The organism is Stenotrophomonas sp. AR029 (assembly GCF_047520695.2).
Lineage (GTDB): Bacteria > Pseudomonadota > Gammaproteobacteria > Xanthomonadales > Xanthomonadaceae > Stenotrophomonas > Stenotrophomonas sepilia.
Map to the genome: position 1 here is coordinate 270,930 of NZ_JAXBQQ020000004.1, position 21,367 is coordinate 292,296.

20 protein-coding genes are annotated in these 21,367 nt (G+C 66.9%); 13 read left to right on the plus strand and 7 right to left on the minus strand.

The annotated features are described in order from the left end of the window. The first annotated feature begins 601 nt into the window (after nt 1-601). The 8 genes from ACM0PB_RS15320 (at nt 602) to ACM0PB_RS15355 (ending at nt 8,121) form a co-directional block, all read left to right on the plus strand. Nucleotides 602-865: a CD225/dispanin family protein gene (locus ACM0PB_RS15320; protein ID WP_279946058.1), complete on the plus strand. Its 264-nt coding sequence runs from the start codon at nt 602-604 to the stop codon at nt 863-865. A gap of 132 nt (nt 866-997) precedes the next feature. Beyond that, the gene (locus ACM0PB_RS15325; protein ID WP_414604451.1) at nt 998-2,137 is read left to right on the plus strand and encodes an SPFH domain-containing protein; all 1,140 of its coding nucleotides are present in this window, start codon (nt 998-1,000) and stop codon (nt 2,135-2,137) included. 20 nt (nt 2,138-2,157) lie between these two features. Further along, on the plus strand, nt 2,158-3,510 hold the full coding sequence (locus ACM0PB_RS15330) for a membrane protein (RefSeq protein WP_032954186.1): 1,353 nt from the start codon (nt 2,158-2,160) through the stop codon (nt 3,508-3,510). Then, nucleotides 3,507-3,764 (plus strand): hypothetical protein, encoded by a 258-nt coding sequence (locus tag ACM0PB_RS15335; RefSeq protein WP_005416661.1) that lies wholly within the window; start codon nt 3,507-3,509, stop codon nt 3,762-3,764. The genes ACM0PB_RS15330 and ACM0PB_RS15335 overlap by 4 nt, the downstream gene beginning before the upstream one ends. A gap of 210 nt (nt 3,765-3,974) precedes the next feature. Next, nucleotides 3,975-4,559: an AprI/Inh family metalloprotease inhibitor gene (locus tag ACM0PB_RS15340; RefSeq protein ID WP_414604452.1), complete on the plus strand. Its 585-nt coding sequence runs from the start codon at nt 3,975-3,977 to the stop codon at nt 4,557-4,559. A gap of 69 nt (nt 4,560-4,628) precedes the next feature. Beyond that, on the plus strand, nt 4,629-5,588 hold the full coding sequence (locus tag ACM0PB_RS15345; RefSeq protein ID WP_414604453.1) for a cation diffusion facilitator family transporter: 960 nt from the start codon (nt 4,629-4,631) through the stop codon (nt 5,586-5,588). Nucleotides 5,589-5,660: 72 nt separating this feature from the next. Then, the gene (locus ACM0PB_RS15350) at nt 5,661-6,287 is read left to right on the plus strand and encodes a DNA-3-methyladenine glycosylase (RefSeq protein ID WP_065196342.1); all 627 of its coding nucleotides are present in this window, start codon (nt 5,661-5,663) and stop codon (nt 6,285-6,287) included. 115 nt (nt 6,288-6,402) lie between these two features. Continuing rightward, nucleotides 6,403-8,121, plus strand: a complete 1,719-nt coding sequence (locus ACM0PB_RS15355; protein WP_065186446.1) for a sensor domain-containing diguanylate cyclase — start codon at nt 6,403-6,405, stop codon at nt 8,119-8,121. On the opposite strand, the gene xth is transcribed toward ACM0PB_RS15355, so the two are convergent. The 3 genes from xth to ACM0PB_RS15370 form a co-directional block, all read right to left on the minus strand. Beyond that, nucleotides 8,122-8,913, minus strand: a complete 792-nt coding sequence (gene xth, locus ACM0PB_RS15360) for an exodeoxyribonuclease III (RefSeq protein ID WP_414604454.1) — start codon at nt 8,911-8,913, stop codon at nt 8,122-8,124. It lies immediately after the preceding gene. A 223-nt stretch (nt 8,914-9,136) separates the two neighbouring features. Then, the gene (locus ACM0PB_RS15365) at nt 9,137-11,080 is read right to left on the minus strand and encodes a MacB family efflux pump subunit (RefSeq protein ID WP_065177754.1); all 1,944 of its coding nucleotides are present in this window, start codon (nt 11,078-11,080) and stop codon (nt 9,137-9,139) included. A 2-nt stretch (nt 11,081-11,082) separates the two neighbouring features. Further along, nucleotides 11,083-12,264 carry an efflux RND transporter periplasmic adaptor subunit gene (locus tag ACM0PB_RS15370; RefSeq protein WP_414604455.1) on the minus strand — a complete coding sequence of 394 codons (1,182 nt, stop codon included), beginning with the start codon at nt 12,262-12,264 and terminating at the stop codon, nt 11,083-11,085. 237 nt (nt 12,265-12,501) lie between these two features. Here ACM0PB_RS15370 and ACM0PB_RS15375 point away from each other — a divergent pair, with 237 nt between their 5' ends. From ACM0PB_RS15375 to ACM0PB_RS15390, 4 genes are all read left to right on the plus strand, one after another. Continuing rightward, nucleotides 12,502-13,068: a hypothetical protein gene (locus ACM0PB_RS15375; RefSeq protein WP_279945789.1), complete on the plus strand. Its 567-nt coding sequence runs from the start codon at nt 12,502-12,504 to the stop codon at nt 13,066-13,068. Between the two features lie 41 nt (nt 13,069-13,109). Next, nucleotides 13,110-13,826 carry a response regulator gene (locus ACM0PB_RS15380; protein WP_032954218.1) on the plus strand — a complete coding sequence of 239 codons (717 nt, stop codon included), beginning with the start codon at nt 13,110-13,112 and terminating at the stop codon, nt 13,824-13,826. A 3-nt stretch (nt 13,827-13,829) separates the two neighbouring features. Then, entirely contained in the window at nt 13,830-14,906 is a 1,077-nt protein-coding gene (locus ACM0PB_RS15385; protein WP_414604456.1) for an ATP-binding protein, read from the plus strand. Between the two features lie 191 nt (nt 14,907-15,097). Continuing rightward, nucleotides 15,098-16,024, plus strand: a complete 927-nt coding sequence (locus ACM0PB_RS15390; protein WP_414604457.1) for an ABC transporter six-transmembrane domain-containing protein — start codon at nt 15,098-15,100, stop codon at nt 16,022-16,024. A gap of 96 nt (nt 16,025-16,120) precedes the next feature. Here the strand turns inward: ACM0PB_RS15390 and ACM0PB_RS15395 are convergent, their stop codons facing one another. The 3 genes from ACM0PB_RS15395 to ACM0PB_RS15405 form a co-directional block, all read right to left on the minus strand. Beyond that, on the minus strand, nt 16,121-17,233 hold the full coding sequence (locus ACM0PB_RS15395) for a DNA glycosylase AlkZ-like family protein (protein WP_414604458.1): 1,113 nt from the start codon (nt 17,231-17,233) through the stop codon (nt 16,121-16,123). Between the two features lie 71 nt (nt 17,234-17,304). After that, nucleotides 17,305-17,931 (minus strand): signal peptidase I, encoded by a 627-nt coding sequence (gene lepB, locus ACM0PB_RS15400; protein WP_005416675.1) that lies wholly within the window; start codon nt 17,929-17,931, stop codon nt 17,305-17,307. A 139-nt stretch (nt 17,932-18,070) separates the two neighbouring features. Next, nucleotides 18,071-18,664, minus strand: a complete 594-nt coding sequence (locus ACM0PB_RS15405; RefSeq protein ID WP_005416676.1) for a TetR/AcrR family transcriptional regulator — start codon at nt 18,662-18,664, stop codon at nt 18,071-18,073. Between the two features lie 254 nt (nt 18,665-18,918). On the opposite strand from ACM0PB_RS15405, the gene ACM0PB_RS15410 reads away from it, so the two are divergent. Next, nucleotides 18,919-21,114: a TonB-dependent receptor gene (locus tag ACM0PB_RS15410; protein WP_414604459.1), complete on the plus strand. Its 2,196-nt coding sequence runs from the start codon at nt 18,919-18,921 to the stop codon at nt 21,112-21,114. 121 nt (nt 21,115-21,235) lie between these two features. Here ACM0PB_RS15410 and ACM0PB_RS15415 read toward each other — a convergent pair. Further along, nucleotides 21,236-21,367, minus strand: a 132-nt coding sequence (locus tag ACM0PB_RS15415; RefSeq protein ID WP_495495122.1) for an autotransporter outer membrane beta-barrel domain-containing protein, incomplete at its 5' end; no start/stop codon positions are given.

Here is a 21,367-nt window from a genome sequence, read left to right on the forward strand (position 1 = left end):
ATCGCGGGATGCTGCGACGTCCACGCCGCATGCCGTGCCCGCTGGTCGAACCGCTGTTGCCGTGCACGCTTTCCGCTCCCGCGGTGCCGGGAACTGCCATCGCTGCTGGAGGTCGGCAACGCGGACGTCGTCCAGGCCTGGGTCGTGCGCCACAGGGCGGCACTGCCTGTGACGCGGCGCTCCCTGTGTTCCGGCCATCGCGTCCCTGGATTATGGAGAGCGAGTTTCCAGAAAATAAGCATGATAATGACGTGAATATCCGCGCCGGATATTTGTCGCCCACGTTTCCGTGCGCCGCTCGCCGCTCGCCGCTCGCCGCAAAGCAGGTGAAGGCAAGCCGCCGAAATCCCATCCACGCTGATGATCAGCGCGTCTGCCCGAACCGGAGGCGGGCACGTGTTGCGCCGCCATGACGGTTACACCGCCTGCTCGCCCAGCCCCGCAGGCCACCGCGCATGCCTGCCGCGTCGCCGCCCCCGATCAATGACCATTCGACCAGCAGAAGATTGCGCACCACGCACGGGTGGCATGCCTTCCGCTGCGATTGGCCTGTCGGCATACTCGCGCTCCCGGCCGCAGCATGATCAAGGAGATCGACCGCATGGACCGCACCCCGCCACCCGTGCCCCCCAGGAACTACCTGATGTGGGCCATCCTGAGCATCATCGCCGGCTTCTGGCCGTTCGGCATCGTCGCCACCGTCTACGCCAACCGCAGCACGTCACTGGTCGCCAGCGGCCAGATCGGCGCGGCCACCGAGGCTGCGCGCAAGGCCCTGCGCTGGATGATCGCCTCCTTCGTCACCTTGCCACTGTGCCTGGCACTGATGATCGGCTATGCCCTGATTGCGCGCGGCATGGCCTGATCGCCTGCTGCCGCCGTCGCGCCATGATGAATGGGAGGCGCGCGCGGCGGTGGCGGCGGCCCATGCCGCTCCTCTATAGTCAGTCCAGCTCGGCAGGCATGGTGCCTGCCCTCGAATCACAGGGAGTTGGACATGGGTCTGGTACAGGCGGTGAAGGGTGCAGTCGGTGGTGTGCTGGCCGACCAGTGGAAGGACTTCTACACCGTGCCCACAGGCCTGCCCTCGACGGCGGCCCTGTTCGCCGCGGTGCCGCGCGGCACCAACGCCGGCCGCGGCTCCAACACCAGTGGCTCGTCCAACATCATCACCAACGGCTCGAAGATCATCGTGCCGGAGGGCTACGGCCTGCTGCTGTTCCAGGACGGCGCGATCACCGCGTTCGTCGCCGAACCGGGCGGCTACGAGTGGCGTTCGGACGATCCCAACTCGCAGTCGATCTTCGCCGGCGACGGTCTGGTCAGCACCTTCATCAAGCAGAGCTGGGAACGCTTCAAGTTCGGCGGCCAGCCCGGTTCGCAGCAGGCGGCTTATTTCGTCTCGATGAAGGAGCTGCCGGACAACCGCTTCGGTACCCAGTCGGAAATCTACTGGGACGATGGCTTCCTCAATACCCAGGTGGGCGCGGTCACGCGCGGCTCGTACACGCTGAAGATCGTCGACCCGATCCTGTTCGTGAAGAACTTCGTGCCGGCCAGCTACCTGCAGCCGGGCCAGGTGTTCGACTTCACCGACCTGGACAACGCCGCCGCCAGCCAGCTGTTCAATGAAGTGGTCGGTTCGCTGGCACCGGCCTTCAGCCTGTACACGAACGATCCGGGCAAGGGCAACCGCATCACCAAGCTGCAGCAGGACTCGCTGGGCTTTGCACAGAGCCTGTCGGCCGCCGTCGAGCAGGGCTACCAGTGGAAGTCGGATCGCGGCCTGGCCATCGTCAAGACCGCCATTGTCTCGATCGAGTACGACGCCAACACCCGCGAACTGCTGAAGACCGTCCAGCGCGCAGATGCGCTGTCCGGCTCGCGCGGTAATTCCAACCTGCAGGCGAGCGTCGCCCAGGGCATCCAGTCGGCCGGCGAGAACGGCGGTGCGGCTGGCCTGGTCGGTGTCGGCATGGCCTCGGGCATGTTCGGTGTCGGCGGCATGCAGCAGCCGGTCACGCCGGCTGCCGACGATCCGGTGGCCAAGCTGAAGAAGGCCAAGGAAATGCTGGACCTGGGCCTGATCACCCAGGGCGACTACGACGCCCTGAAAGCAAAGGCACTGGGCCTGTAACAGCAGGACGCACAACGAACATGTCCGATCCCCGAAACGGCCCACCGCCGCTGCCCGGATCCGCGCCCGCGACGCCGCCGCCCTTGCCGGCGGCGTCGTTGGATGGGCCCGGTTCGCCGCAGGACGTCCCTCCCCTGCCCGGCAGCTTCCCGCTGGACACCTCGAAGCTGCCCCAGGCCATCCGCGATGAAGTGGAAGCGCCCGATCCTGTAGCCATCGATACCTCAGCCAGCGAGCTGAAGGACGGCCTTAACCGCTGCCCGAAGTGCGGCGCCACCGACATCCGGCCCAAGGCCGGCACCGATATCCTCGTCTGCCTGTACTGCCGTCACGAATGGCATGGCGCGCGCGTCGAGGAGGAATTCGGGCTGGGCGAGGCCATCGACCAGCTGCGCGGTACGGTCATCGCTTCCGGCGCGCGTGACATCGACGCCGACACCTCGGCGCTGATGACGTTCAAGTGCACGGGCTGCGGTGCCGAAGTCACGGTCAATACCGAAAGCACGATGACGGCGCGCTGCCACTGGTGCCGCCACGTCTTCGGCGTCAACGAACAGATCAGCAATGGTGCGGTGCCCGATGCGGTGCTGCCCTTCCACATCAAGAAGGACGATGCGGTCGCGCGCATCCGCCAGTTCGTCGACAAGCGCCGCATGTTCGCGCTGAAGGCGTTCAAGGAGCAGTTCACCCCGGAAAACGTGGTGGGCGTGTTCCTGCCCTACATGATCGTGGACAGCAATGTCAGCGCGGCCGTGGCCGGCAAGGGCGAGATCCAGACCCGGCAATACACGGTCGGCAGCGAGAAGAACAAACGCACCCTGTACGACGCAGATGTCTACCAGGTCGAACGCCAGGTGGATTTCACGGTTGATGACCTGCCCCTGGAATCCTCGGCCGAGCGCGGCAATCTGGATACCCGCGCCAACACCAACAACATCATCAACACCATCTTGCCGTTCGACACCAAGAACGCGGTGAAATGGAACGCCTCATACCTGGCCGGCTTCACCTCTGAGAAGCGCAACCTCGACGTGGAGAAGCTGCGGCCGCGGCTGGAAGACCAGCTGCTGTCGATCGCCCGCGCGCAGGTGGAAGGTTCGGTGAGGCGCTACAACCGTGGGGTGCGTTGGGAACAGGAGCAGCTGGAGGTGCATGGAACGCGCTGGGTGTCGATGTACCTGCCGGTGTGGCTGTACTCGTATCACCAGCCCGGAAAGAACGGCGGCATGCTGCACTACATCGCAGTGAACGGCCGTACCGGCGAAACCATGGGCAGCGTGCCCGTGCAGCAATGGAAGATGCTGCTGGCGGCCCTGGCCACCGGCACCGTCATTGAAGCCCTCGCAATTGCCTTCCTGGTGGCATCGACATGAGCGACGACAGTGGCCTCTGGCTGTTGGCGGCAGGTCCGGCCGGCGCAACCGCGCTGTACTGGGCGCTGTACCGCTATTACCGCAACACCGACAAATCGCACTCCTTCGAACACGAGACCGAGATCGAGGCCAAACCGGTCACCGGCTCGGACCAGCAGGTCGGCCGGATCACCGGCACCGAGGACAAGCGTATCCGCGGTGACAACGTGTATGAGTACCGGAAACGGGTGGCAAGGGTGAAGCCGGATCAGTAGCGCCAGGCGATGCCTGGCTGCGGGAAGTGCCGGCCGCGGGCCGGCATTCCTTCGGTCTCTGGGCGTCAAAGGGGAGACGGCCAGCGGCCGGCACGATCCTTCAGCGGACAGCACCTGTTCTTGGCTGGCTTGCCTCAGGGCGCGCCCTCACACCGTCTCCCACCCCACCGGTTCGATACTCGCGCGATCCACCCTTCCGAGGATCCTGCGATGGCTGCCCTGCTTGCCCGTAGCTGCCTGTCGGCGCTGTACTTCCTGGCCCTGCCCGCCCTTGCCCAGGACGCCTCGTCCGGCTTCGGCGAACAGACCACCCGCACCGACCAGACCACCCAATCGAGCAGCACCCAGACCCGGACCAGTGGCTCGGTGACCACCCAGGCCACCACCAGCGGCAGCTCGCAGTCCGGGTCACGCAGCGAAAGCAAAGAGATCGACGTGGGCTTCGGTTTCCACGACGACAACGACGACTGGGGCCACGACCGCCACCGTGGCGGCCGCGATGTGCGCGACAGCGATCTGTTCGGCAGCTGGACGCTGGGCCAGGAGAACGGCAACACCTGCTCCATCGAGCTGAAGAGTATCGAGTGGTTCGGCGGCTACAGTGCTTACGTGCCCGCCGGCTGCCCGGATGGCTTCTTCTCGGCCAACCGTTGGGTACTGTCGGGCAATCAGCTGCTGCTTACCGACACCAGCAACACCGTGTTCGGGCGCTTCCGCGCGTCAGGCGGTGGGCGCTGGACGGGCTACCGTGAATCGGATGGGGCGCGTTTGTACCTCAATCCCAAGGGGCACTGATCGCGCCGTGCACGCAATGGGCACGCGCTGATCGGGAAGATCAGGCGTCCGCCCCGCCCCGCCGCCGAAATGTCCGCTCCCACCGGTTCCCGTCTGGTCATCTATGCCGCCCTCGCGGGTAACCTCGCCATTGCCATCGCCAAGTTCGTCGCTGCCGGCATCTCCGGCAGCTCGGCCATGCTCAGCGAGGGCGTGCATTCACTGGTCGACACCCTCAATGAGGTACTGCTGCTGTACGGCCTGCGCCGTGCCGGCAAGGCGCCGGACCCGGTCCATCCCTTCGGCTATGGCCGCGAGCTGTACTTCTGGAGCTTCATCGTCGCCCTGCTGGTGTTCGCCGCTGGTGCCGGCGTCTCGGCCTACGAGGGCATCCAGCACATCCGCCGGCCGGAGCCCGCCAGCAACCACGCGCTGAGCTACAGCGTACTGGGCATTTCCATCCTGTTCGAGGGTGCTTCCTGGTGGGTGGCGCTGCGCGAGTTCCGGCGTACCAAGGGCAGACTCGGCTACTTCGAAGCCTTCCGCCGCAGCAAGGATCCTTCCACCTTCACCGTACTGCTGGAAGACAGCGCTGCATTGCTCGGGCTAGGCTTCGCGTTGATCGGGCTGGTGGCCGCGCAGGTGCTGGACATGCCGGTGCTTGATGGGGTCGCGTCACTGTGCATCGCCGGCGTGCTGGCCGCGACCGCCTTCCTTCTGGCCCGTGAAACCAAAGGCCTGCTGGTTGGAGAGCCTGCCCACCCCGCGGTGGCCGAGCGGATCATGGCGGTGGCCGAAACCGATCCGGACCTGCGTCGCGCGAACGGGGTGACCACCATGCAGATGGGCCCGGAACAGGTGGTGGCCATGCTCAGCGCCGAGTTCGAGGATGACCGGCAGACCCCGCAGATCGAAGCCTGCATCACCCGCATCGAAACGGCGGTGAAGCGCGAGCATCCCGAACTGGTGGCACTGTTCATCAAGCCGCAGACGCCCGAGATCTATGCCTCCCGCCGCGCGGCACTGGCCGCTCCGCCTGCACCGGAATGACGTGGCGTCTGCGCACGTTTCACCTCGCCAGTGCCACAGTGCCAAGCTCTCTCGCCCGAACCTGCCACTCTCGTGCCGGACTGGTTGCCCGTTTCCCTGCAGAGCCTCCCGCGCGGCTTCTACCGGCGCCCGCCAACCGAGCTCGCCCCGGAGCTGCTCAACAAGCTGCTGGTGCGCAACGATGGTCGCGTCGGCCGCATCGTCGAGGTTGAAGCCTATGCCGGCAGCGACGATCCGGCCGCGCACTCTTATCGCGGGCCAACGCCGCGCACGGTCAGCATGTTCGGTGAGGCGGGCCACCTCTATGTCTACTTCACGTACGGTATGCACTGGGGCAGCAACGTTGTCTGCGGAGAGATCGGCGAAGGCGTCGCCGTACTGCTTCGCGCCATCGAACCTCTCGAGGGGCTGGACCAGATGCGGGCGCGGCGTCCCGCCGCACGCCGCGACCACGATCTGGCCAGCGGCCCCGGCAAGCTCTCACAGGCCTTCGGGCTGGACCGCAGTTTCGACGGCGCCGATCTGGTGACAGGCAGCCACGGCATTGTCATCGCCAGCGATGGCGTGCCGCCTCCGGCAGATCCGGTGATCGGGCCCCGCATCGGCATCACCCGCGCGGTGGACTTCCCCTGGCGCTGGCATGTTCGCGACCACCGTCACGTTTCAGTGCGGCCCTCGCGCGGGCCCCGCAAACCCTGATCGCGATGCGTCACGTCGGCATCACCCCGTCATGGCGATACATAACGCGGCAAGCACTAGCGTAGTGCCAGACAGCCGCCGCAACCGCCCTCGCCACCCAGCCCTGAAAAGCGCCATGGACGAAGCCGAACGACTGCTCGAAATCGAACGACTGCACCTGTTGGATACGCCCCCGGAGCCGGTGTTCGATGCCATTGTCGCCGCCGCCCGCGCCGCGACCGGCATGACCATGGGCCTGATCAGCGTGGTGGCCGAAGACCGTCAGTGGTTCAAGGCCAACATCGGCCTTGAGGGCGTCAGTGAAACGGCCCGCGAAATTTCCTTCTGCACCCATGCCATACGCCAGGACGAGCTGCTCGAGATAGCCGATGCACGCCAGGATCCGCGTTTTTCCACCAATCCACTGGTGACGGGCGGGCCGCGCATCCGTCACTACGCTGGCATCCCTCTGGGCTCCGCGCACGGCGCACGCATCGGCACATTGTGCCTGCTCGATCCGATGCCCGGCGTGCTGTCTCCGTCCCAGCGCGAGCTGATGGTGCACCTTGCCCGGGTCACCACCCAGGTACTGGAGCAGCGCAGCATGCTGATGGCGCAGGTGGGCCAGGCCAAGGCGCTCCATCGTGAGCTCAAACGCAGTGAGGACTTCCTGGAGCGCACCAACCGCGCCGCCCGGGTGGGCGGCTGGGAGATGGACCTGGTCACCAACGAAGTGCGCTGGACCCGCGAGACCAAGCAGTTGCACGGCGTGCGCAGCAACTTTGAACCGACGCTCGACGCCGCGCTGTCGTTCTATCGCGAAGACAGCCGCAACATCATCCGGGCAGCAGTGCAGCGTTGCATCGACGAAGGCACGTCCTGGGAAGTGCAGCTGCCGATGACCACGGCCGACGGGCGCGCGATCTGGACCCGCGTGGTCGGCAGCCGGCAACAGGTCGACGGCCACCCGCGCCTGGTCGGGGCGATCCAGGACATCACGGACGAACGAGCCGCGCTGGACGCGCTGGAAGCGAGCGAAACCCGTTACCGCCGATTGTTCCACTACAGCCTGGGCCTGATCTGCACCCACACGCTGGACGGAACATTGACCTCGGTGAATCCGGCGGCCGTGCAATCGCTGGGTTTCGAAGAAAGCCAGATGATCGGGCGCAGCCTGTGTGACCTGATGCCGCCGGAAAAACGCGCGGGCTTCAATGCCTACCTCGCTCGGATCCAGGCAAACCACACCGACGCTGGTGTGATCGAGCTGATCGCCGCGGACGGAACGCGCCACTACTGGGCGTATCACAACGTGCTCGACAACGAAGCCAGCCCGCCCTACGTGCTGGGACATGCTCAGGACGTCACCGCGCTGCGGATGCAGGAGCAGCAGCTGCGCGAAATGTCCTTCAAGGATCCCCTCACCCAGTGCTACAACCGGCGCTACCTGCACCGGCTGGATGAACTCATTGACGAGCGCTGGGCCTGCGTGATGTTCGACCTGGACCACTTCAAGCACATCAACGACACCCAGGGCCACCGGCGTGGCGACGCCGTCCTGGTCGAGTTCGCGACGTTCCTGCGCTCACCGCTGGGCAAAGATGAGACGGTGGTACGACTGGGCGGCGACGAATTCATGGTGGTACTGGTCGCGCCTGCCGACGGCCGGTTGAGCGAACTGGAGCATTGGTACCAGGACCACGCCGCGCTCGCGCCCAGCGCGTTCTCGATGGGTGCGGCCATCAACACGCCCGGCGAGCCGGTGGCCGACACCATCCAGAAAGCGGACAGCCGCCTGTACCGCACCCGCGCACGGGTACGCCGCGAGCGACGCGAGGACCCAGCCGCGCGTTGATCACGCGCTTACCGTCACCCAGGCCGGCGCGTGGTCGCTGGCCTTTTCCTGCAGGCGTACCCAGCGGTCGACGCCAGCGTCCTTCAGTCGCTCCGCCAGTACGGGGTTCAACAGCAGATGATCGATGCGTAACCCACGGTCGCGCTCGGCATGCTGGCGGAAATAATCCCAGAAGGTGTAGATCGTGGCGTCGCCGTGCACCTCCCGCAACGCATCGGTCCAGCCCTGCGCCAGCAGTCGTTCAAAGGCCTCGCGCACCTCTGGCTGGAACAGCGCATCGCGGCGCCAGGCCTTGGGGTCGTAGACGTCGGCGTCGGTGGGAATCACGTTGAAATCACCCAGCAGCAGCGCAGGGTGCGGCTGCTCGACCAGGCTGCGCGCATGCCGGATCAGGCGCTCCATCCAGCGTAGCTTGTAGTCGAACCTGGGCCCGGGCTGCGGGTTGCCGTTGGGCAGGTAGAGTGCACCCACCACAATGCCATGCGCCGCCGCCTCCAGGTAGCGGCTCTGGGTGTCCTTGGGCTCGCCCGGCAATCGGCGGCGGCTCTCGACCGGCGTGGTCCCTCGTGCCAGCAGCGCCACGCCGTTCCACCGCGCCTCGCCCTGCCAGAGCGCGCCGTAGCCAGCCTCTTCCAACGCCGAAGCCGGAAACGCGGCGTCGGTCGCCTTCAGTTCCTGCAGGGCAACCACATCCGGCGATTCGCTGTGCAGCCAGTCCAACAGCTGCGGCAGGCGTGTGCCGATGCCGTTGACGTTGAACGTGGCAATGCGAAGCATCTTGCGACGGGCCATGCGGGAAGTCTCCTCGGCGCATCGGGTGAGCGTTCAGTGTGCGCGCCCAGGCATCCAAGGAACGTGGATGCCGCGTAATGATGCGGTGCCATCCGGTTCACCGACCGCTGCCATGCCGCGCAACAGGCTGGTCACCGTGAACCCGGCATCAGCCACCTGTGGCTGCTGCCGTTCTACCGCAACGCCGGCCGTGATGGCGGCTACGATGTCACCGGGTGCGCCCCTACTCCGCCGCCAATGCCTGGATCGGGTCCAGCTGCGCGGCAGTGCGTGCCGGAAAGTAGCCAAAGCCCAGCCCGATGGCCGAAGAGCACGCCAGTGCGGCGAGCACCGGCCCCGGCGAGAACAGGAACGGCACGCCCAGCGACAACAGGCTCGACAGCGCACCCACAGCGAACGCGAGCAACACCCCCAGCACACCGCCGAACAGGCAGATCAGCACCGCCTCGATCAGGAACTGGCGCAGGATGTCGTTCTGCCGCGCCCCCACCGCCAGTCGCACGCCAATCTCGCGCACGCGCTCCTTCACCGACACCAGCATGATGTTCATCACGCCTACGCCGCCCACCACCAGCGCCACCGCCGCGATCGCCGAAACCAACGCGGCCAGGGTCTGGCTGGACTTCATCACCGCCTTGCGGATCTGGTCGGCGTTGTAGATGAAGAAGTCACGACGGCCATGCAGGCGCTCCAGCTCGGCGCCCAGCGAGGCTTCGGCGGCATTGGTGGGTACGTTGTCGCGTACGCGCACGGTGATGCTCTCCAGGCGTTGGCTGCCCAGCAGCCGGGAAGCCGCCGAGGTGTACGGCACGTAGACCGTGGGGGTTGCACCACCGGCGAACGCATTGGGACCGACCGCGCCGATCACCTCGACCGGCATGCCACCCAGCAGCACCGTGCTGCCGATGGGATTGCCAGTGAACAGCGCCTTCGCCGCCTTCTGGTCGACCACGCCCACTGCGCGGTGCGCATCGACTTCGGCGTCGGTGAAGAAGCGGCCGGCCTTCAGCCGCAGCCCCCGCACGCGCGGCATGTCGGCCCCTACGCCCAGCACCTGGGTGTTGGCACGACGGCTGCCCTGCAGTGCCGCCACCGATCCCGTCAGGTTCGGACTGGCGCTGTCCACATAACTCAACGCCGCAAGATGGTCCGCGTCGGCCACCACCAGCGTTTCGACTTCCGCCGAGCGCGGGTCACCGAAATCTGCGCCCGGGAAGATCTCCAGGGTGCTGGCGCCCAGCGCGTTGATCTGGGATTCAACCTGCGCTTGTGCGCCCTTGCCCAGCGCAACCACGGTCACCACCGCGGCCACGCCGATGATGATGCCGAGCATGGTCAACAGCGTGCGCAGGCGATGGGCCAGCATCGAACGCGCCGCCATGCGTGCCGCTTCGCGGACCGCATCCCTGCGTGCGCGGCGCTCGGCGACCGGCGACGCGCCGCGTTCGGTCCCGCATCCTGCGGCCGCAGCCAGCAATCCCGGCTCGGCGCGGTCGGCCACCACCCGGCCGTCGGCGATCTCGATCACCCGCGCCGCGTTGGCGGCGATCGCCGCATCATGCGTCACCAGGATCACCGTGTGGCCCTGCGCGTGCAGGCGCTTCAGCTCGGCCATCACCTGCTGGCCACTGGCGTGATCGAGCGCACCGGTCGGCTCGTCGGCCAGCACGATCGCGCCGCCGTTCATCAGCGAGCGGGCAATGGACACGCGCTGCTGCTGGCCACCGGACAGCTGACCCGGCCGGTTCCCGGTGCGTTCGCCCAGCCCCAGCGCTTCCAGCAGCGTGCGTGCGCGCGCAGTGCGCGTCTGTGCGTCCACGCCCGCATAGACTGCCGGCAGCGCTACGTTCTCGGTGGCACTCAGGTTCTCCATCAGGTTGTAGCGCTGGAAGATGAAGCCGAAATGCTCACGGCGCAGGCGTGCCAGCGCGTCCGGCGCCATCTGTTCGGTGGCCTCGCCGTTCACGCGATAGCTGCCCTCGGTCGGCCGGTCCAGGCAGCCCAGGATGTTCATCAGCGTGGACTTGCCCGAACCCGAGGGGCCAATGATGGCGATGAACTCGCCGGCGTTGATGCGCAGCGAGACCTCCTTCAGCACCACCACCTCGCCGGCGGCCGAGCGATAGGCGCGCGATACGCCCTCCAGTTCCAGCAGTGCATGGGCCATGCTCACATCCCCAGCAGGCTGGCGCGTTCGGCGTCGCCACCGCTGGGCGCCTGTCCAACCACCACGTTATCGCCCGCTTTCAGGCCAGACAGGATCTGCACGGCGGTGGCGGTGCGCAGGCCGGTCGTCACCGCACGTTCCTCAGCGCGGCCCTTGGCATCGACCACGCGCACGGTGCCGCGGTTGCCATCCTTGTCATCCGGCTCGGCCAGTGCCGTCAATGGCACCTGCAGCGCGTTGGCGACCCGCGCCAGCTGCAGGGTCACTTTCACCGTCATCGAAGGCTTCAGCTTCAGGCCAGGATTGGCTACATCGAACAGCCCGGCGTAGTACACCGCTTTCGGCGTCTGCGCAGAGCCGCCCGCATTGCCGGAAGCGGCCTCGGCAATCGAGGTCGGCGCTGGCTCCAGCTGCTGCAGATGGGATTCATAACGGCGCCCGCTCGGCCCCAGCGTCGAGAACCACAACGGCAGGCCGGGTGCGACCAGTTCCACATCCGCCTCGGCGATCTCGGCACGCACGGTCATCGTATCCATCTGCGCCAGCATCACGATGGTTGGCGTGGTCTGCATCGAGTTCAACGTCTGCCCGGCCTTGGTGACGATGGCCACGATGTAGCCGTCGCTGGGCGAGACGATGCGGGTATAGCCCAGATTGATCCGTGCAGTTTCGACCTGGGTCACAGCCTGGTCGATCTGCGCCTGCAACGAGGCCACCTCCGAACGCGCCGCATCGCGTGCCACGCGCGCGGCTTCGAAGCCTTCCTGCGACACCAGGCGCGATGCCACCAGCTGCGACTGGCGCTGGTAAGCACGACTGGCCTGCGCATAGCGCGCCAGGCTGGCCGCATGCTGGGCACGCAGCGTATTGGTGGCCGCCTCGGCGCTTCGCAGCGCGATCCGCTGCGGTTGTGAATCGACCTCGGCGATCAGATCGCCGGCCCGCACGCGCTGGCCCAGCACCACATGAAGGCGCTTGACCTGGCCGGACACCTGCGCGCCCACCGCCACCAGCTCCTTCGGATGGACCCGGCCGACCGCCTGTACGGTCTTCTCCAGATCCGCCACCCTTGCCGGCGCGGTGATCAGCGCGGCATCATCGCCGCCTGCAAACGTCCACCATCCAGCACCGGCGGCCAACGTGGCCACGGCGGCAGCAATCATCCAGGTCCTGCGGTTGCTCATCGAAACGCCCGGTTGCGGGCAGTCACCCAATGCGACCGCCGGAGCCGCAGTCTGGAAGACACTGATGGACGTTTCTTGGAGCCACCGTGGAGATTGCATGGAGGCGCCGCGGCCGTTCAGGCACCAGCGCCACGCCTGAACGCGATAGCTCCGCGTCCACGCAATCTCGACACAATCTCGACCGAATCTCCATCAACGGTCGCTAGCCTCGTCGGCCTCGCCGACCGCCTGTTTGCCGTGTCCCTTTCCTACCCGGACCTGCCACCCATCGATGTGCGCCGTGCCTACGTGGCATGGTGTGCGCCTTCGCCATGGTTGATAGCACTGGTGCTGGCATCGACCAGCACGTGGATGTGGGTCGCGCCGTATCCGGGCCTGCCATTGCTGGCCGGCTTCGGGGCCGCCGCACTGGTGGGGTTCGGCAGTGATGGGCCCGGCCGCACCCGCCGCACCGGGTCCCTCGCATCGCTGGCCTTGATCGGCCTGGCGGTCTGGGCGGCAATGCACCCGGCCGCCAACGTCAACCTGCATCTGCTGCTTGCCCTTGCCACCACCGTGGTGGCCGCCCTGCTGGCAGTGCGCCTGCACACCATCGCGCGCATGGCTGCACGGCTGCAGGCCCGGGTGGACGCCACCCCCATGGCCTCGCGCTGGAGCAAGCTACCCTCGGCGGTGTCCACCCTGATGCAGCAGCAGCTGCGCGGCGCGGCTGCGGTGGAACCCAGCCTGCAGCGCACGCTGGTGCTGGCCACACTGGCCTGGGCAGCCAACGAGGAAGCACAGGCCATGGAGCGCCGCCGATGACCCAGCCCCTTCCCGCCCTGCCCTCGAACCCGCAGCACGCAATGAGACATGAACTCCGTAGCCGACCCGCGCCCCTGGTCCTGATTGCCGAAGATGAAGGCGAAATAGCCGATATCCTCGGTGCCTACCTTGCCCGTTCCGGCCTGCGCAGCGCACGCGCCGCCGACGGCGAGGCGGCGCTCGCCAGCCATCGCCAGCTGCGCCCGGACCTGGTGCTGCTGGACGTGCAGATGCCCAGGCTCGATGGCTGGCAGGTATTAAGCGAACTGCGGCGGCGCGGCAACACGCCAGTGATCATGCTCACCGCGCTCGACCAGGACGTGGACAGGCTGACCGGCCTGCGCGTGGGTGCCGACGACTACGTGGCCAAACCATTCAATCCCGCTGAGATCGTTGCACGCATCCAGGCCGTGCTGCGCCGCAGTGCCCCCACCGCCGCCGAAGAACCCAACGGGTTGATCCGCCAGGGGCCGTTCGAGATCGATCTGCGCAGCCACGAGGTGACGGTGCGCACCGGCGAGCAGGTGCACGCACTGAGCGTCACCCTCACCGAGTTCCGGCTGCTGGTGCATATGGCGCGCGCGCCGCGCCAGGTGCATGCGCGCGCGGACCTGCTGCATGCCTGCCTGCCCGAAGGTGATGCGCAGGAACGTACCGTCGACAGCCACGTCAGCAAGCTGCGGCGCAAGCTTGAAGAGGTGGGCGTGATCGGCATTCCCGCCACCATCCGTGGCGTCGGCTACCGTTTCCTGGACTGATCGATGAATCCCAAAGGCAAGAGCATCGGCCGCCAGATCACCCTCTCCATCACGGTCGCCTCGTTGTGTTCGACGGTGCTCTCGATCAGTGGCTTCTATCTGTTCTATTACCTGCTGGAGGTGTTCTATCCGCGCTGGTACGACGCGCCGGAAACGATCATGCCGTCCGGGCTGGAATGGCTGTGGATCGGCTTGACCGCCACCGTGGTGGTCATCTTCGCCACGCTGGTCGCCTCGCGCCTGACCCGGCGCATCATCACCCCGTTGAACTCGGTGGCCGAGAGCCTGCGCCGGGTGGCCAGCGGGGATCTGGAAGCGCGTGCACGTGGCGGCAACACCACGATGGCCGAAGCGGCCACGCTGGTCAGTGATTTCAACTCGATGGCCGAACGGCTCAGCCGGATGTACGAGAACCGTGTGTTCTGGAACGCGGCGATCGCGCACGAACTGCGCACGCCGATGACCATCCTGCGCGGCCGCCTGCAGGGTATTGCCGAGGGTGTGTTCGAGCCGGGCCCCGAGCAGTTCAACAGCATGCTCACCCAGCTCGAAGGACTCACCCGCATCATCGAAGACCTGCGCGTGGTCAGCCTGGCCGAGAGCGGTCACCTCGATCTGCGCCTGCAGCGCAGCGACGTCAGCGTGCAGGTGGCCGCGGTGGTGGAAGCAATGTCCGACGCACTGGCCGAAAGCGGGTTTTCGGTGACCCTGGAGGCACGGCCGTCACTGGCGGACTGCGATCCGGCCCGCATCCGCCAGGCGGTGCTGGCGCTGCTGGAAAACGCACGACGCCATGCCGTCCCCTGCCCACTGCGGGTTCGTGTCACGCTGGCCGAAGGCCATTGCACCGTGACAGTGGAAGACGGCGGCCCCGGCGTGCCCGACGAGCTTCGCGACAGCATCTTCGAGGCGTTCCAGCGCACCGATGTCTCGCGATCGCGACAGAGCGGAGGCTCCGGCCTAGGCCTGGCCGTGGTGCGGGCGATTGCCGTGGCCCATCACGGAACGGCGCAGTGCCGCCCGACCGAACGCGGCGGCAGCGCGTTCGAGCTCCGTTGGCCGGTGCATGCGCGTCGTTGAGGACGCGGCAGACGCTGCCCTGGTAGCGGCCCACCTTTGATGGGCATTCGCTTCGCTGAACGGCGCCGGTTTCTCCACGCAATCTCCATCGATCCTCCATGCCCGCTCCAAAGGGCCGCAGATACTGGGCGCAACCCGGGAGATGGCAGGCATCCGTCCCCTGCCCTGTCCCCGACCCACCCAGGCATCCCATGAAACACCCCAACGATCCAGCGGCAGCCGCCGGCAGCATCGGGCAGCAGAGTGCGGCCGCCACTCTGAAGGCGATCCTGCGCACCTATCCCTGGCAGCTCACCGGCACGTTCTCGCTGGTGGCGCTGGAGAACACCCTGCTGCTGGCCTATCCGTTGTTCGCCGGCTTCGCGGTGGACGCGATCATCAGCGGCAACATCGGCCATGCCGTTTCCTATGCCGGCGTGGTGCTGTTGTTCTGGTTGGTCGGCGCCGCCCGTCGAGCGGTCGATACCCGCACCTTCACCCGCATCTATGCCGATCTGGCAGTGAGCGTGGTGCAGGCACAGCGCCGCCTGGGCCAGGCCACGTCCACCTCGGCGGCACGCGTGGTGCTGGCCCGCGAGTTCGTCGACTTCTTTGAAAAGCACGTCCCGATCATCGCCACCGCGCTGGCATCCATGTTCGGTGCGGTGGCCATGCTGCTGGCGATCGAACCGATGGTCGGTGCCGCTGGCCTGGTCACCCTGCTCGGGGCCCTGCTGTTACTGCCGTCGTTCGCACGCCGCAACGAGCAATTGCATGGCCGGCTGAACAACCGCCTGGAACACGAGATCCGCCTGGTCGACCGGGTCAGCCCCTCGGTACTGCGCCGCCACTACACCACGCTGTCGCGCCTGCGCATCCTGCTGTCCGATCGCGAAGCCGGCGCCTATGTGGTGATCGGGCTGGCTGCTGCGGCATTGTTCGCGCTGACCAACGGCCGCCTTGCCACCACCGACGGAGTTACCCCGGGCCATGTGTACGCGGTGATGACCTACCTGTGGACGTTCGTCGGCAGCCTGGATGATGCACCGTCGATGGTGGATCAGCTGGCACGGTTGAAGGACATCGGCCGCCGCGTCAGCCCCGGCATGGAGGATGCGGAGCGCAAGGACGCCGCTTGACCGGTAGATGCCCACCTTGGTGGGTACCGGTGGAAGCCAGCGCCAACCAAGGTTGGCGGCTGACAGGAGCGATAGGCGCCCATGCGCCGCTTGGCGCTACAGGAACTCCGCCATGCGCTGCAGTTCGTCTTCAAGCGCGCCACGAAACACCTTGTCGCGGGCCAGCGACTTGCCGGCATAGCCCACGCTGGACACCAACTCACCCTCGCGCACGCTGAGATTGGCCCAGCCCACCACCTGGTCGTGCCACAACACCGGCAGCGCGTAGTAGCCGTACTGGCGTTTCGGCGCAGGCGTGTACGCTTCGAACTTGTAGACCCAATTCCACAACAGCTCGAAACGGCGGCGGTCCCACACCACCGGGTCGAACGGCGCCAGCAGGCGCACCTGTTCGTCCGGTGCATAGCGGCGCGAACGCGGATTCTCGTCCGCCGGCCAGTACCAGGTGGTGCCCTCCAGCGTGCAGCTGGCCAGCTGCTGCTTGGCCAGCGCCAATGCCTTGCGGGTCTGCTCGGCCAGATGCGGTGCACCATAGCCCAGCAGGCGCACCAGATAGGTCAGGCTGGCCGATGGCAGCGGCGCGTACTTGCGCACCACCAGGTCGATCAGCGCGGCCGCGCGCTCGACCTGCGCTTGTTCGCTGGCATCTGGCTCGGCATGCGCGGCCACTGCATAGATGCGGGTGCCACTGTCGCGCCGCTGTACGCGCAGCAGGCCGCGGTAGTGCATGCCGTCCAGCAGGTGCGTGCTGGCATTGCTGGTGCCGCCCCAGTAGTTGGTCACCCGGCCATGCGCAAACGCCTGGTCAACCTCGCGGGGGTGCACACTGCCGCGCTCGCGCACGAACGCCAGTACCTCGGCCGCGCGGCGATGGGTCTCGGCGTCCCACTCGCGCTTGGCCGCGCGCGGGTGCATCAGCGCCAGATGCTCGCGCGGCAGGAAGCCGTAGTTCACCAGGCAGTCCTCTTCCACCGGCAAGCGGCTGTAGCGCCGCTCAAGATCGCCTGAGCGGTAGTCCTTCACACGGTGCCGCAGGGTCAGGTCCTGCGCGCGTGCCGGTGCCCGGATCGGGTCGGCCTGCACGAAGCCCAACCGCCGGATCGCGGTCAGCAGCGTGGTCGGCCTGAACAGGGTGCGCGCCACTGCATAGCGGCGAAGGTCATCGAGGGTGGGCGTAGCTGGCATGGCCGCATTGTAGATCCACGCCATGCGTGGATGGGAACACGGCAATTCCCCCGAGGGCTAGCGCTCATCGCACCCGGACACTTCACCGGGCCCAACTACAGGCGCTGCCAGACCACGCCCTCACCGCGGCGAAAGTACACCGCCACGGCGCGGCCGTAGATCCGGTCCGCATCGACCCAGCCGAAGAAGCGGCCGTCCAGGCTGTTGCCACGGTGATCGCCCAGCACCAGCACCTTGCCGGCAGGTACCCGCAGATCGGCAATGTCCGGGCCTCCGCCATGCGTTAGATCCAGTCGGGCCTGCCGCTTGCCGAACCGTTCCACGTCAGTCATGGCAGTCACCTGCAAAGGCTGGCCATTGATGGTCAATCGTCCCTCCTGCAAGCGCACGCGGTCCCCGGCTACTGCGACCACGCGCTTGATCATGCGCACGCCATCGGCCGGGGAAGCGAACACCACCACCTCCCCGCGTTGCGGCACGTTGTCGCCCATCAGCTTCAGCCCGGTGAAAGGCAGGCGCAGGCCGTGCGCCCGCATGTCGACAACCACACGATCACCCGGCTGCAGGGTCGGCTGCATTGAACCGGTTGGCACCACGTAGTGATTGGCCAAGGTGTCGCGTGCAGCCAGGAACAGGCTCAGCAGCATCAGCAGCGGCAAGGCCTCCTTCTTCAGCCACAGCAGCGCTCGCTGGGGCAACGGCGCGCGGGAAGGGGCATGCATTGAGGGCTCCGGAAGATGATGGAGGGGTCCAGCCCCCAGCCTAGACGTACGGCTCTGGGCCATGCATAGGACAAATTCCAGATGTCCTCCCTGGGCGCATGAAGTGCCCATCCGGAGGGCTGTCCGGCCTGGCTCGACGTTACAGCGCGCCGTCCGCATCCAGCATCTGCAACGACCCGATCACCAGCGCCCGCATGCCCTGCTTGAACTCGGTGATCACCTGGCCCTCTTCGTCATCCGCAATCGCGTAGATGGTGTCGGCGCCGGCGATGCAGTAGAACGCGATTGTGGCCAGCAGCCAGCGTGCCTTGTCCATCGGCAGGCCGAAGACTTCGGCCACGTGCGCCTGGTGGGAGGCGATCTTCTCCAGCATCGGCGCGGTCGCCACCGTGCGCCGCAGCAGGTACGGCGGCAGCCCGGGATGCGCCTTCACCACCTCGCACAACGATTCCACGAACACCATCAGATAGCCCTGCAGGCCGCCCGCCGCATCGGCCGAGGCGCGCGGAATCTGCCAGCGCTGGAACACCGCCTGGGCCACCAGCCGCTTCAGCGCCTCCAGGTTCGCCACGCGCTTGTACAGCGCGGCCTGGGTCACCGCCAGTTCGGCGGCCACGTTGGCCATGGTCAGGTTGGGCAGGCCCAGGCGAATGCCGATGTCGGCCAGGCGCTCGGGGGTGATGGTGGGCGGGCGGCCACGGGTCGGCGCCGTTGGATCGGGGTGCGGGCTCATACGGTGCGTGTTCATACCCTGCCGAGGGTGCCAGCAAAGGGACCCTCTTGTCCGCTTCGGTCTATTTAGTTTACTTTACTCAACTAATTCGGAATGCGTCTGGTTCGCACTCATGGCGCCGCCCGAACCGAGCCCCAGGCTCACTTCCCGCCAGGTCCCCACCCAGCCGACAACCCTGCGCTGCGCGCTCTTCCCGTGCTTGCCGATGGCAGCGCGCCAGGCGCGCTCGCCCTCGCGATTCACAGGACTCTGGCATGACCGTGTACCCCTTCTCCTCTCCACAAACCCGAGCTGCCGCCGCGTCCTGCAGCCAGCCACTCCCACACGGCCTGGCCCGGCGCTACCGCGCATCGGCGCTCGCGCTTGGCCTGATGGCATCGTGCGCCGCGCTGGCCGACACCGCGCCGTCCACCCTGCCCTCGGTGCAGGTGCAGGAACAGCGCCGCGTGACCGGCGACTATGCCGGCGGTCAGGTGGCCGCCGGCGGCCGTATCGGCCTGCTCGGCGACAAGGATTTCATGGACACGCCGTTCAGTACGGTCAGCTATACCGAGTCCTTCATCCGCGACCGCCAGGCCAAGGACCTGACCGACGTCATCGCCGCCACCGACCCCACCGTCTTCAGCAACGGCGTCACCGGCGCATGGAGCGAGAACTACGCGATCCGCGGCTTCGCCTCCAGCACCAGCGACACCACCTTCAACGGCCTCAGCGGCATGGCGCCGTACTACCGTACCTCGCCGGAGATGTTCGAACGCATCGAGGTGCTGAAAGGCCCCTCCGCGCTGCTCAATGGCATGCCGCCGGGCGGCTCGGTGGGCGGCGCGGTGAACCTGGTGCCCAAGCGCGCTGGCGAGCAGCCGCTGTTGCGGGTCAGCGCCAACTTCGCCTCCGATGCGCAGTTCGGCACCCATGTGGACATGGGCCGTCGGCTCGGCGCCGACAAACAGTTCGGCATCCGCTTCAACGGCGCGTACCGTGATGGCGATGGCGCGGTCGGCAAGCAGCGCAAGAAGGTGCAGCTCGGTTCGCTGGCACTGGACTGGCGCGGCGAGCGTGCGCGGCTGTCGGCCGATCTGTACAGCGCCGATGACCGTGTTGATGGCCCTGCACGTGGCGTCGGCCTGGCGCCCGGCGTCGCCATTCCGCGGCCGCCGCGTGGCGATACGCTGATCAACCCGGACTGGGCCTACGTGGACAGCCAGGACAAGGGCGCGATGCTGCGCGGCGAACTGGACATCAACGATAGCCTGATGGCCTACCTGGCCTATGGCACCAGCAGGACCGACTACCGCTACAACGGCTCGATCAGCGCGCAGATCCTCAACCCGGCGGGTGACTTCACCACCGTGATCGGCCAGCTCGCGTTCGACATCAAGAAGCAATCCGGTGACGCCGGCCTGCGCGGCAGCTTCCGTACCGGCAGCGTGGGCCACCAATGGGCCGCCAACGTGACCCACTATCAGCATACCCAGAACGACTACGGCCGCCGCAGCGTGCCGGGCTGGGACTGGACCACCAACCTGTACAACCCGGTGTGGGGCCCGGCCGCGCCGTTCGTAGCACCACACATCTCGCATACCGAACTGCGGCTGGACAGCATCGGCTTCGCCGACACCTTGTCCTTTGCCGATGAACGTGTGCAGCTGACGCTGGGTGTGCGCCGCCAGCAGGTGGTCAGCGAGACCTTCAACGTGGCCACGGGTGCACGCACCTCACGCTACGACGAGAGCGCCACTACCCCGGCAGCGGCGCTGCTGGTGAAGGCGACCGACACGATCTCCCTCTACACCAACTACATTGAAGGCCTCAGCCAGGGCGCGACCGCGCCGATGACCGCTGCCAATGCCGGTGAAGTGTTCGCACCGTTCCGCACCAGGCAGAAGGAGCTGGGCCTGAAGCTGGACCTGGGCCGCTTCGCGCACACCTTCAGCGTGTACGAGATCAAGCGGCCGAGCAGCTACACCGACCCGGTCACGAATATCTTCTCGTTTGGCGGCGAGCAACGTAACCGCGGTGTGGAATGGGGCTTCTTCGGCACACCCATCGACGGCGTGCGTCTGCTGGGTGGCGTGGCCTACGTGCAGCCGAAGCTGACCCGCACGGCAGGCGGCGTGAATGAAGGACGCATCGCCACCGCCGTGGCGCAGCGGCAGGCCAAGCTGGGCGTGGAGTGGGATGTGTCTGCGCTGGAAGGCCTGACCCTGACAGGTAATGCCACGTCGATGTCGAAGCAGTACATCAGTGCCGACAACCGCCTGTCGGTGCCGGGGCGCACGTTGTTCGACGTGGGCGCGCGCTACAGCACCACGCTAGCCGGGCGGCCCCTTGCGCTGCGGGCCACCGTGAACAACGTGACCAACAAGTCTTATTGGGGCATGCCGTTGCTGTCCAGCCTGGCACTGGGTGCACCGAGGACGGTGCTGCTGTCGGCAACGATGGATTTCTGAGAAGGCATCCACGCATGGCGTGGATCTAATGTGGAGCCGAGCATAGGCTCGGCTCCACAGCAGAAGTTGGGGCCGGATTCCGTTGCCGAGCCAAGAGGATGAGACCCCGATGCAGGCTCACCTACCAGGCCATGCGCAAGCCCACTTGGCCACCTACATTGCGATAGCCGCCGTCGCCACGCTGCACGCTCACGCCGCCCCACGCGCCCCAGCGCTGGCCAAGCTTCAGCTCGGCACCGGCCTGCACCTCGTA